Source organism: Megalodesulfovibrio gigas DSM 1382 = ATCC 19364 (assembly GCF_000468495.1).
Taxonomy (GTDB): domain Bacteria; phylum Desulfobacterota; class Desulfovibrionia; order Desulfovibrionales; family Desulfovibrionaceae; genus Megalodesulfovibrio; species Megalodesulfovibrio gigas.
This window is the reverse complement of record NC_022444.1, coordinates 248,498-260,393: the sequence shown is the minus strand read 5'-3', so window position 1 is coordinate 260,393 and position 11,896 is coordinate 248,498. Positions and strand designations below refer to the sequence as shown.

Sequence of the window (11,896 nt, the reverse complement as noted above, 5' to 3'; positions counted from 1 at the left end):
TCTTTTCAAAAATAACGTGCCCTATTTCCAGCCGGACTCCTTGTCGCACTCGGTGCGTTCCTTGGGATGGGACTTTTCCCACTGCGTGATGGACTGCGTTTCGTTCTCGTCCATCTTATCGTTCATGCATGTGCAGTACTTGGTGATGACGTCCACAGACACCTTGGCATCCTTGTTGTCCTGAATGCACTGGGCAATCCAGGTGGCGTCGTCGGAGCCAGCAAAGGCAAGGCTGGCGCAGGAAACAGTGGCAAGCACGAAGAGCGAGGCGAACAGGTTCTTCATCAGCAAAATCCCCCTTCTTTTGGCGTGTAAATGGCCGGGGTTTGCGATGCCACAGGTGTTGGACAAAAACGCGCATGGCAGCACGTCGCCATTTCCCACGATACAACCATCTCAGATACGCACGCAGGCCGCAAGGAATTCCAGCCCGGACGGGAAAGATCGTTCGCGCGGGACAGGTATTGCGGACGGGGCGGGGGGAGGGGGGAGGGGGGAGACGAGGCCCGGAACCGGCGTGGGGGGATGCTTGGCGCGGGGCCGGAAAAAGGGTATGGAGGCAGCATGAAACTTGTGTGGGACACGCAAAAACGCAACAAGAATCTTCAGAAGCATGGACTTGCATTTGAAGATGCCGACCAAGTGTTTATGCGTCCCACATTGGAATTTCTTGACGATCGCTTTGAGTATGGCGAAGATCGATGGATCGCCATTGGCATGCTCGGTGTGCAGTGCGTTGCCCTGGTGTATACCGAGCAAGGCGAAGCGCTTCGCGTCATCTCCATGCGTAAGGCAACCAAAGAAGAACAGAACGCGTATGAAAAAGCAGTATTATTCTGACATGGCCCGCGTCGCAGCCATGACCGACAGCGAAGCGACCCGCAATGCGCTGGACGATCCGGATGCGCAGCCGTTGGACAGTGCCTTCATGCGCAAGGCCGTCACCCGCATTCGCCGGCCAGGGCAGGCGCCGGAGCCATGCGCGCTTGTGGCGCTGGATCCTGATGTTGCCGCGTTCTTCGGCAAGCAGCAGGACTGCAGCGCGGCGGTCAATGCGGTGCTGCGGCGGTATCTGGAAGGGGAGAAGGTGTAGCACATGTTGTTTTTGTAAAGAACTCTCGGGGGAACACCTTTCTGAAGAAAGGTTCTNGTTCTTCCCCCGAACCCCCTTTCCAAAGACTTTTTTATTGTGACTCAAGACTACAATCAAATTTTTGGAAGGGGAGAGCGCGAGGGGGAATCCCGTCTTCCAACAGGCTCCCCCTCGCACCACATGCTTCGTTCTACACCCCTGCCGCCTTGAAGGCGGTATCCACCAGGGCTTGCGCCTCGTGGGCCAGGAGCCGAGCGTGGGATTCGCCGACCATGCTTTCGACGTAAATCTTGTAGATGTCCTCGGTGCCGCTGGGCCGGGCGGCGAACCAGCCCGAGGGCGCGCTGACCTTGAGCCCGCCGATGGACGCGCCGTTTTCCGGGGCGTGGGTGATGACGCTTTCGATGCGTTCGCCGGCCAGGGTCTCGGTGGTAATCATCTCCGGCGTGAGTTTCTTGAAGGCCTGCTTCTGTTCCAGGTTGGCCGGGGCGGAGACGCGGGTGTAGACCGGGCGGCCGAATTCGCGGGTCAGGTCGTCATAGAGCTGCTGGGGATTCTTGCCGGTGATGGCGGTCATCTCCGCGGCCAGCAGGTTCATGACGATGCCGTCCTTGTCCGTGGTCCAGACGCTGCCGTCCTTCTTGAGCAGGGACGCGCCGGCGCTTTCCTCGCAGGCGAACCCGTAGCGGCCGGAGAGCAGGCCGTCCACGAACCACTTGAAGCCCACGGGCACCTCGGCCACGTCGCGGCCCAGTTTGGCGGCCACGCGGTCCAGGAGCATGGAGGTGACGATGGTCTTGCCCACTTTGGCGGTCTTGGGCCAGCGGGGGCGGTACTGGAAGAGGTACCAGACGCAGACGGCCAGGTAGTCGTTGGGGTTCATCAGGCCGCCGGGGGTGACGATGCCGTGGCGGTCGGCGTCGGGATCGTTGCCAAAGGCCACGGCGTAGGCATCCTTGTGGGCCAGCAGGCCGGCCATGGCGTAGGGGCTGGAGCAGTCCATGCGGATGACGCCGTCGCGGTCCACGGGCATGAAGGCGAAGGAGGGGTCCAGGGTGTTGTTGACCAGCTCCAGGTCCAGGCCGTAGCGCTCGGCGATGGGTTCCCAGAAGGTGAGGGCAGAGCCGCCCAGGGGGTCTGCACCGAGCTTGATCTTCAGATCGCGCACGCAGTCCAGATCCACCACGGAGGCCAGGTCGGCCACGTAGGGGGTGATGAAGTCATAGGCCGCGGAGCTGGGCGCGCCTTTGGCCTTGGCATAGCTGAAGCGCCGCACGCCCTTGTTGTCCGCTTCCAGGTAGGCGTTGGCCATTTTCTGGATGGCGGCCGTCTCCTCGGAGCCGGCGGGTCCGCCGTGGGGCGGATTGTATTTGAAGCCGCCGTCTTCGGGCGGGTTGTGGGACGGGGTGATGACGATGCCGTCGGCCTTGTGGTCCGGGTGGTCCCGGTTCCAGAGCAGGACGGCGTGGGAGATGACCGGCGTGGGCGTGGCCGTGAGGCCGGCCTGGTAGCGCACGGGCACGTCGTTGGCGGCCAGCACTTCCAGCGCAGTCACAAAGGCCGGCTCCGAAAGGGCGTGGGTATCCATGCCCAAAAAGAGCGGGCCGGCGTGGCCCTGGGCGGTGCGGTAGTCGCACACGGCCTGGGTGACGGCCAGGATGTGGGCCTCGTTGAAGCTGGCCTTGAGGGACGAGCCGCGATGGCCGGACGTGCCAAAGCTCACGGCCTGGCTGGGATCCAGCACGTTGGGGGTGTGGGCGAAGTACGCGGTGACGAGACGGGGAATATTGACAAGCATCTCGCGCGGGGCGGGCTGTCCGGCCAGGGGATGAACAGACATGGGCGGCTCCTGGGGCTCACATGGGCGGCGGCATCAGTGCCGGCGCAGATTCAACGAACCGTGATGCTGCATACCCCAACATGCGGCCCCAGGACAAGGACTTCAAGCGGATAGGCGTGAGATTGTCACACGGGTTTGTTCTCGCTGCCGGCTGGCGCCTCGGAGGTCAGGGGGATGCGCCGGCCGGAAAGGCGGATCACCTGTTCCAGCAGCTTGAACCAGAACGCCGCGCCCAGGGAGACGGCCAGGGTGCTGATGAGCAGCCCCAGGACCTTGGCCAGACGGCTGGAAGGTGTGGCCGGCCTGGGGGCATCATGCCAGCCCAGGGGGAACGTGCTCAACAATGTGTCGGCATGTTGTTGCAGGGAGGCATCCAGACAGGACAGGACATTGGCGGTCAATTCATTGGGAGGCGTGGTGCCATTGGCTTGATATTGCTTGTACAAGGCGGTGGATTCAGGGCAGGTCCCCGCGAGGAGCGCCGTGGTGTTGTGGGTCTCGACGGCGGTGTTGTTGGTGGCTGCGGTGGCGTTTTCGGCCTCGGCCCGTTCCTGCAGGGTCTTGACGGCCATCTCGACCACCGATTTGCGCAGCTCCGGATCACTGTTCAGGGTGCGGGCGATCTGGATGGTGTCTGCATTCACGGCGACGCACAGCACCAGGGACAGCCCCAGCGAAATCAGCTGCACCCGGCGCTTGAACCAGCCCTGGGCGCGTTCCACGGAATCATTGAAGAGCTCTTCCAGGGCGGCGCGGAAGGCGGCCAGTTGCTCCGCCGCGGTGCCCGTGGCGCGCTGGGCGCGCTCAATGGCCAGAAGAATCAGCTCCTTGGCCGGAGCCGGGGCAGGATCTGCCAGCACGGCCGCCTTGAGGGCGTCCAGCTCGCTTTGGGCGGTGTCGCTGGCCTGTTGCACGGCCTGGGAGTTGAACAGCGTCTGGGAGAGGACGTCCACCAGCAGCGCCGGGGGCAGGTAGGAAGGCCGGCCGGGGGCCATTCCCTCGGGGGACATGGCGGCAATGGCGCCGTGGGCGTACAGGGTCTCTGCACTGACCATGCAGCCCTTGTCGCAGGGCAGCAGGCTCTTGAGCGTGCGGAAGAGATTTTCCCCCCGCAGATTGGCATACCCGATGACCAGTTCCACCAGCGCACTGTTGACCAGCGCCAGCAGGGCATACAGGAAAAACAAGCCGATGACGGTGTCGAGAATGCCCGTGTCGAACATATGTCCTCCACCACGGTTGCATCACCCGACACCGTCTATATGCTATTATGGGGTCAATGTCAAAATGGATAGCATGCCGCCAGGAAAATCCGTTGCTGCGAATCTGGGATGTCGAATGCTGGCGGTGTGTTCGCGCTTTGGCTATACATTGAACAGGAAGTGCATCACGTCGCCATCCTGCACCACGTATTCCTTGCCTTCCACACGCAGCACGCCGGCGGCGCGGCATTTGGCCTCGGTGCCGTGGGTGACGTAGTCTTCGTAGGCGATGACTTCCGCACGGATGAAGCCGCGTTCGAAGTCCGAATGGATGACGCCGGCAGCCTGGGGGGCCTTGTCGCCCTTGTTGATGGTCCAGGCGCGCACTTCCTTGACCCCGGCCGTGAAGTAGCTGATGAGCCCCAGGGCGGCGTAGCCCACGCGGATGACCTGCTCCAGCCCTCCGGTGGTGACGCCGGCATCCTTGAGGAATTCTTCGCGCTCGGCCTCGTCCAGGCCCACCAGTTCTTCTTCCATGCGGGCGCAGATGGTCAGCACCGGGGCGTGGCGATCCAGGGCGAACTGGCGCACGGCGGCCACGTGGGTATTGTCTGCGGCCAGGCCGGCTTCGTCCACGTTGCAGGCGTAGAGCATGGTCTTGGCGGTCAACAGTCCCAGTTCACGCACCAGCGTGGCCATGCCTTCGGCAGCCATGCCGGGGTAGGTGGCGGCGGGGTTGCCGGCATCCAGCCAGGCCAGGAGCTTCTTGCCTTCCTCGGCCAGGGCGCCGGCTTTCTTGTCGCCCTTGGCCTGTTTTTGCAGGCGATCAACACGATTCTCCAGGGACTGCATGTCCGCCAGGAGCAGTTCGGTTTCGATGGTCTCGATGTCGCGCAGGGGGTCCACGCCGCCGTCCACGTGGGCGATGTCGTCGTCCTCGAAGCAGCGGACCACGTGCAGGATGGCGGCGCATTCCCGGATGTTGGCCAGGAACTTGTTGCCCAGGCCCTCGCCCTTGGATGCGCCCTTGACCAGCCCGGCGATATCCACAAAATCCACGGTGGCGGACTGGATGCGCTGCGGCTTGACCAGCTCGGCCAGCTTGTCCACCCGCGGATCCGGCACGGGGGTAACGGCCTTGTTCGGCTCGATGGTGCAGAAGGGATAGTTCGCCGCCTGGGCGTTCTGTGCTTTGGTCAATGCATTGAACAAGGTGGACTTGCCCACGTTGGGCAGCCCGACAATCCCGATCCCTAACGCCATCTGCGGCACCTCGCGTAAAAAAATGAAGAAAGCGGGGACAACGCACCCGCAGAACTCTTCCCCTTACCCTACATGGATTTGCTTTGCAATGCGGGAAAAACCGCGTAGAACCACAAGCCCATGCACCACACTTCCTCTTCCAGAACGCTGCTTGCCAATGGTCTGCTGCTGCTCACCGCATGCATCTGGGGCTTTGCCTTCGTGGCCCAGCGGGTGGGCATGGAGCATCTGGGGCCCTTCGCCTTTAACGGCATCCGGTTTTTGCTGGGCGCAGCCTCCCTGTTGCCCCTCATTTATTACAACCGGTCCCGGGGCCGGCTGGCCGGTGCGCCTGCAGACAGGGCCGCCCTGCTCAAGGCCGGTGCCGGCATTGGCCTGGTGCTGTTTACCGGGGCCAGTCTGCAGCAGATCGGCATGGTGACCACCACAGCGGGCAATGCGGGCTTTTTGACCGGGCTGTACGTGATCCTGGTGCCCTTGCTGGGGCTGTTCTGGAGACAGCACACCGGCGCAGGCACCTGGACCGGGGCGTTGCTGGCCGTGGCCGGCATGTGGCTGCTCTCCGTGCAGGAGGGCTTCCACATTGTTTCCGGGGATGTCTGGGTCATGGTCAGCGCCATCTGCTGGGCCGGGCATGTGCTGCTGGTGGGGCAACTGGCGCAGAAAGTGGACGTGCTGGTGCTCTCCTTCCTGCAGTTTGTGGTCTGCGGGGTGCTTTCGCTGCTGGTGGCGTTTGTGTTTGAGGACTTTACGCTGCAGGCCGTGCAGGCGGCGGCCATCCCCATCCTGTATGGCGGCATCATGAGCGTGGGCGTGGCCTACACGCTGCAGGTGGTGGGCCAGCAGTGGGCCAAGGCGTCCCATGCGGCCATCATCCTCAGCCTGGAAGGGGCCTTTGCGGCCCTGGGGGGCTGGCTGCTCATCGGAGAGAACCTTACCGGGCGGCAACTGGTGGGCTGCGGGCTCATGCTGGCCGGCATGCTGGCTTCCCAATGCTGGCCTGCTTGCCAAAGCAAGGCTGCTGTGGAATAAGATGATGGTGGCAGGATGTTGCCTGCCGATGCATCCATTTTTTGTCCACAGGAGGCCGCATGTCCGCCTGGCTGGTCTGGTTTCTGGTGGGGATCGGATTTCTGATTCTGGAACTCCTGCTGCCCGGCTTTATCGTCATCTTTTTTTGCATGGGCGCGTGGGTGACCATGATCGGCATGCTGCTTGCGCCAGAGATGGCCACGGCATGGCAGGTGTCGCTGTTTGTGGTGGCGTCCCTGGCGTCCCTGTTCTCCCTGCGCACGTGGGGGATGAAGACCTTCGGCGGCCGGTCAGAAGTGAACGAGGACGCCAGAATCGATGACAAAATAGGCAAGCCCGCCGTGGTGACGCAGGCCATCTACCCGCCGGCCTCGGGCGAGGTGAAGTGCCTGGGCAGTTTCTGGCGCGCCGTGGCCGATCAGCCCATCGGCGTGGGCGTCCCGGTGCTCATCGAGGCGGTGGTCTCCGGCGACGGCCTCACCTTCAAGGTCAAACCCGCAGCGTAAAGGGGGATTCATGTTCGGCGAAGCCTTTGGAGCGGCCATCGTTTTTGCGGTCATCGTCGTCATTCTGTTGCTCAAAACCGCGGTGGTGGTGCCGCAGCGCTCGCAGTTTGTGGTGGAGCGGCTGGGCAAGTACCACGCCACCCTGGACGCCGGATTCCACATCCTTATTCCCTTTCTCGACCGCGTGGCCTATCGGCGTTCTATGAAAGAGGAGGTGATGGACATCCCCTCCCAGGCCTGCATCACCAAGGATAACGTGGCGGTGGCCGTGGACGGCGTGCTCTACATGCAGGTGATGGACGCCAAGGTCTCCTGCTACGGCATCGAAAATTACAAGATCGGAGCAAGCCAGCTGGCCCAGACGTCCCTGCGCTCGGCCATCGGCAAGATCGACCTGGACAAGACCTTCGAGGAGCGCGAGTCCATCAACCAGCAGGTCATCCAGGCCGTGGACGAAGCGGCCCAGAACTGGGGCGTGAAAGTGCTGCGCTACGAGATCAAGGACATCAGCCCGCCGGCCAGCGTCATGGACGCCATGGAGCGCCAGATGCGGGCCGAGCGCGAAAAGCGGGCGGCCATCTTCCAGTCCGAAGGGGATCGTCAGGCGCGCATCAACGTGGCCGAGGGCCTGAAGCAGGAGGCCATCAGCGTTTCCGAAGGCGAAAAGATGAAGCGCATCAACGAAGCCCAGGGCCGGGCCCAGGAAATCATGCTCGTGGCCCAGGCCACGGCGGCCGGCCTCAAACACGTGGCTGAGGCCCTGGTGGCCGATGGCGGCAAGGACGCCGCCAACCTGCGCGTGGCCGAACGCTACCTTACCGAATTTGGCAATATAGCCAAGACTGCAAATTCACTCATTATTCCGGCAAACCTCACCGATGTGGCCGGGCTGGTGGCCGGCGCCATGACCGTGATGGAGCAGACCAAGGGCAAGCGCGAGGAGTTCACGCTGGGGTAATTCCAGGTTCGCTTCAAGAACTGGGCCTTTTGAAGCAGAAATGGAATAAAAACATCTTCTTGTCAAAATGCTGGACAAGGGGAGCGCGAGGGGAGGCAGACTTGCCGCCCGAAGGCGCTCCCCCTTTTTTTGCGTCGTGTGTAGCGGGAAATACTGGAATACCAAGAAGGATCAACCCGAAGGGGCCAGGAGGTTCTTGACGCCGCCGCCGGGATGAAGCAGAAGAGTCGTTCTTTGATTGATCGATCAAGCCGGCCGAGGGAGCAAAATTGTATGGAATCGACTCGACAGGTGCATCACAACGAGGCCGAGGCGCTGTCCCCCGTGGCGGACAAGCGCGCCCGCATTCTCATCGCCGCCCAATCCGTGTTCGGGCGGCTCGGGTTTTCTCGTGCCACCATCAAGCACATCGCCTCCGAAGCAGGGGTGGGCTTCGGGCTGGTGGCGCATTATTTCGGCAGCAAGGAAGCGTTGTTTCTGGAAGCCGGGCTGGCCATGGCCCAATCCTTGCTCGAAACGTTGGCCGCGGCGTCCGCCACCCAGGAAAAAGGGCTGGACTCGCTGGAGGCCGTCATCGCTGCGTATTTCGACTTCACGCGGGAGAAGGCGGAATCCTTCCCGGTGGTGTTTCGCTGTTCGCCCTTCTCGGACGTGGAACGCAAGCTGGACCGGGATCGCATCGCCTCTAAATTTCTGGAGATTATCGACGTGATGCGCGAGTGCGTGGAGCGCGGCGTGCGCGACGGCTCCATCCGTAGCGTGCCGGTGGAGCCCATGGGCTTCATTGTGTACGGCACCCTGGTGGGCGCGCTGCGCACGGAGTTCCTCTCGCCCTTCAGGGTCCAGGGCATGTTTCAGGAAACCATCGCCTTCGTGCGCCAGGCCCTGGCCGCCGACGCTGACCAGGCCGCCGCATCCTTGATTGCGGAATCTGCGAATGCTTGATGTGCTGGAAGGCGCGCTGGAGCTGTTGGCCCTGAGCGTGTTGATGGCGGGCGTGGTGTTCTGGCGGTTTCGGCCGGCCAGCAACGGCTCCCGTCGGCGCCCCCGTTTCCGGAAGTAGCGGACCCCTTTTTGGTCAATCACGGCGCATCTGCCGGAGTGTCCTTGTTGCCGGGACATTCCGGTGGATGCGCCGTGTTGCGTGGTGGAGAATTACGGCGTTTTACTGTTGAAAAAGGACGTTGCGAGAGGGGAACCCTTTTGCAAAAGGTTNAGGTTTTCCCCCGAGAGTTCTTTTCAAAAACAACGTGTTCTAGGGCTGCACGCGCAGCATGTAGGCGGCGTCCCAGTTCAGATAGCGCGTTGCCAGGGTCTGCAGATCCGTGGGGGTGAGCTGCTGGACGGCGGCCAGCTGTTCGCGGTTCAGATCTGCGGGGAATCCCTGGGTCAGCAGGGTGGCGGCTTCATCCGTGCGGCTTAGGAGGGACTGGTGATCCCGGTAATAGTCGCCGCTGAGGACGTTCTTGCCGCGCCGCAATTCGTCCTCGGGCAGGGGCGTTTCGTGAAGTTGGGCCGTCACCTTGCGGAAGCCTTCCAGAGCTTGCGGCATCTTTTCCGGATCCGCGCCGATGTAGAAGAACAGCGCGCCCGTGGTGGGGCTTTGCCAGAGGAAGGCGGTGACGGTGTACGCCAGGCCCTGCTTGTCGCGCAGGTCGGAGAACAGCAGGCCGCTCATGCCGGCCAGGGTGGCGCGCAGCAGGGTGAGCCCGGGCGTGTCCGGGTGTCCGGCCCCGGGCAGGGGGAAGGCGATGAGCAGATGCGCCTGATTGCGCTCGGCCAGATGCAGTTTGGCAGTCTTGTTGTCTCCCCATTGCGGGGCGGTCCATTCCAGTGTGCCGCGGGCAGGATCGCCGCCGATGCCTGCGGCCAGACGCGTTGCCAGGGCGGTCATGCGCTCGGCGGAAAACTCGCCGCATACGGCCAGAGTCCAGGGCATGGTGCGCTGCCGCTGCCAGAATTCCAGCACGTCCTCGCGGGTGAGGCTGGCGATTTCCTCGGGCTGCCCCTGGTGGAAATATCCGTAGGGATGGTTTCTGAAGAGGAAGGGGAAGACGTGACGCAAGGCCAGGCCCATGGGCTGATCCTCGCGTTTGCGGATGGCTGCGGCCAGATTTTTCTGTTCCCGGGCCAGTTCCTCGGGGGAAAAGGCGGGGGAGGAGAGGGCTTCTTCCAGGAAGGCCAGCAATTCCTGCTCGAAACGGGCCGGGAACTTCATGGACACGGTGAACAGATTGCGGTGGGCGGTCACGCTCATGGAGGCGGCGCGATCGGCCAGGAAGTCCTGAATTTCCGTGGCGGTGCGATTGCCCGTGCCCCGGTTGAACACCCAGGCCGTCAGTTCGGCCAGGCCCTGTTTGTCCGGCGGCACCAAGTGATCCCCACCGCGCATGCTCAGGGTGAGGGCGGTGTACGGCAGGGTGGCGTCGGGCAGGAGCACCAGGGCGCGGCCGTCACCCAGCTCCACCCGCGCGGGTTCGCCGCGACGTCCCTGGCCGAAGGCCTGTTCCGCCAGGGGGCCGCCGGCCCGTTCGGGGGCACCGCCCCAGGCAGCGCGGACCATGCGCTCCAGGGCTTTGGCGCGGTCGGCGTCGGTCACTGGCGTGCCCAGGGTCGTGGCATTGGCCGGCAGGGTTGCGTTGCCGTTGTCGTGGGGCTGGCCGGGCGCCGGCACCAGCAGGGAGGCCACCAGCCGTTCCGGCCGCAGGTATTCCTGAATGCGGGCCTGGAGGATGTCCGGCGTCACGGCGGCCAGTTCGTGGAAGTAGTTTTCTTCCGCCAATGGAGAGTTTTCGAAGAACTGGAAGAACCCCAGCTTGGAGGTGAGCCCGGCAATGGTTTCCTTGGCCTGGAAGAGTTCGTCTTCCAGATTCAGCTTGGCCCTGGCCAGGGCTTCCGGGCTGAAGGTGTGCGCATCCAGGGTGGAGAGCTCCACCATCAGCTCATGCCAGAAGCGCTCCAGATCCGCCGGGTCCAGGGTGGCGTAAATGGAGAACATGCCCACGCGCTCCAGCATCAGGGCCGAGCAGGAGATGCTATCCACCAACTGGCGTTCATACTTGAAGGTGCGGTACAGCCGGGAGGTGCGGTCCCCGCCCAGCAGATAGGCCAGCACTTCCAGCCCGGTGCTTTTGGCCGAGCGGAAGGACGGGATGGGAAAGGTCACGTGCACGTAGGCCTTGTTCAGCGGCATGGACCCCACCTGCACGGACGGGCCGGCAATGCTCTGGGTCACGGCGTCCAGTTGCGGGGTGCCCAGGGGTTGGGGCGGGTCCACGGGGGCGGTGTTCTGCAATGCGCCGAACAGGGCCGTAGCCTTGGCCAGCACCTCCGCCTCCTGCACCTGACCGCACACGGCCAGCAGCATGGACTGGGGCTGATACAGGGCCGCGATGTAGCGGTGGATGTCTTCCGCGGTGATGGCCTGCACGGTCTCGCGGGTGCCGATAATGGGCCGGGCGTAGGTTGTGCCGGGCCAGATGCGCGGCTGCAGATTCTTGAAGATGCGCGCGGATGGCGCGTCCTCCCCGCGTTCCAGTTCGGACAGGACCACCTTTTTCTCCGAGGCCAGCTCGGCGGGATCGATGGTGGCGCCGAAGATCATGTCCTGGATCACTTCCATGCCCAGTTCCCAGCGGTCCGCGGGCATGTCCGCAATGTACATGGTATAGTCGAAGCTGGTGGCGGCGTTCAGGTACCCGCCGGCGCTTTCGATGTCCTGGGCCACCTGTCCCGGGGCGCGGGTCTTGGTGCCCTTGAAGACCATGTGCTCCAGCAGATGGCTGATGCCAGCCTGATCCGACGTTTCAAAGGCCGACCCGGCATGAACATACAACCGCAGGGAGACGAGGGGGAAGCGGTCGTCTTCCTGCACGAGTACGGTGAGGCCGTTGGGCAGCCGGGTGATGCGGGGACTGGAGGCGTTGACATCGGCAGAGGGCATGGTTGCAGCCTGGAGAGTTGAGGTGAACATGGAACACATGAACAACACACAGGAAACGA

Annotated in this window: 11 protein-coding genes; 6 read left to right on the top strand and 5 right to left on the bottom strand. The window is 63.3% G+C overall.

The genetic code is table 11. The features are described 5' to 3' along the window. Positions 1 to 21: 21 nt before the first annotated feature. A complete protein-coding gene (locus tag DGI_RS01115) occupies positions 22 to 285 on the bottom strand; it encodes a hypothetical protein (RefSeq protein WP_021758766.1) in 264 nt (87 codons plus the stop codon). A gap of 279 nt (positions 286 to 564) precedes the next feature. Here DGI_RS01115 and DGI_RS01110 point away from each other — a divergent pair, with 279 nt between their 5' ends. Together DGI_RS01110 and DGI_RS01105 are read left to right on the top strand one after the other, a co-directional pair. Continuing rightward, positions 565 to 840 carry a BrnT family toxin gene (locus DGI_RS01110; protein WP_021758765.1) on the top strand — a complete coding sequence of 92 codons (276 nt, stop codon included), beginning with the start codon at positions 565 to 567 and terminating at the stop codon, positions 838 to 840. 1 nt (position 841) lies between these two features. Next, positions 842 to 1,093, top strand: coding sequence for a hypothetical protein (locus DGI_RS01105; protein ID WP_051286391.1), 252 nt, complete (start codon positions 842 to 844; stop codon positions 1,091 to 1,093). 190 nt (positions 1,094 to 1,283) lie between these two features. Here the strand turns inward: DGI_RS01105 and pgm are convergent, their stop codons facing one another. The 3 genes from pgm to ychF form a co-directional block, all read right to left on the bottom strand. Continuing rightward, complete coding sequence (gene pgm / locus DGI_RS01100; RefSeq protein ID WP_021758763.1) at positions 1,284 to 2,933, bottom strand: phosphoglucomutase (alpha-D-glucose-1,6-bisphosphate-dependent); 1,650 nt, start codon at positions 2,931 to 2,933, stop codon at positions 1,284 to 1,286. A gap of 125 nt (positions 2,934 to 3,058) precedes the next feature. Beyond that, positions 3,059 to 4,156 carry a hypothetical protein gene (locus DGI_RS01095; protein ID WP_021758762.1) on the bottom strand — a complete coding sequence of 366 codons (1,098 nt, stop codon included), beginning with the start codon at positions 4,154 to 4,156 and terminating at the stop codon, positions 3,059 to 3,061. 141 nt (positions 4,157 to 4,297) lie between these two features. After that, a complete protein-coding gene (gene ychF / locus DGI_RS01090) occupies positions 4,298 to 5,398 on the bottom strand; it encodes a redox-regulated ATPase YchF (RefSeq protein WP_021758761.1) in 1,101 nt (366 codons plus the stop codon). Positions 5,399 to 5,518: 120 nt separating this feature from the next. On the opposite strand from ychF, the gene DGI_RS01085 reads away from it, so the two are divergent. The 4 genes from DGI_RS01085 (at position 5,519) to DGI_RS01070 (ending at position 8,839) form a co-directional block, all read left to right on the top strand. Continuing rightward, on the top strand, positions 5,519 to 6,430 hold the full coding sequence (locus DGI_RS01085) for a DMT family transporter (RefSeq protein WP_021758760.1): 912 nt from the start codon (positions 5,519 to 5,521) through the stop codon (positions 6,428 to 6,430). A 59-nt stretch (positions 6,431 to 6,489) separates the two neighbouring features. Further along, positions 6,490 to 6,936, top strand: a complete 447-nt coding sequence (locus DGI_RS01080) for an NfeD family protein (RefSeq protein ID WP_021758759.1) — start codon at positions 6,490 to 6,492, stop codon at positions 6,934 to 6,936. Positions 6,937 to 6,946: 10 nt separating this feature from the next. After that, positions 6,947 to 7,894, top strand: a complete 948-nt coding sequence (locus DGI_RS01075; protein WP_021758758.1) for an SPFH domain-containing protein — start codon at positions 6,947 to 6,949, stop codon at positions 7,892 to 7,894. A 273-nt stretch (positions 7,895 to 8,167) separates the two neighbouring features. Beyond that, on the top strand, positions 8,168 to 8,839 hold the full coding sequence (locus DGI_RS01070) for a TetR/AcrR family transcriptional regulator (RefSeq protein WP_158407269.1): 672 nt from the start codon (positions 8,168 to 8,170) through the stop codon (positions 8,837 to 8,839). Positions 8,840 to 9,149: 310 nt separating this feature from the next. On the opposite strand, the gene DGI_RS01065 is transcribed toward DGI_RS01070, so the two are convergent. Further along, positions 9,150 to 11,837: a M16 family metallopeptidase gene (locus DGI_RS01065; protein WP_235619920.1), complete on the bottom strand. Its 2,688-nt coding sequence runs from the start codon at positions 11,835 to 11,837 to the stop codon at positions 9,150 to 9,152. Positions 11,838 to 11,896: the final 59 nt, after the last annotated feature.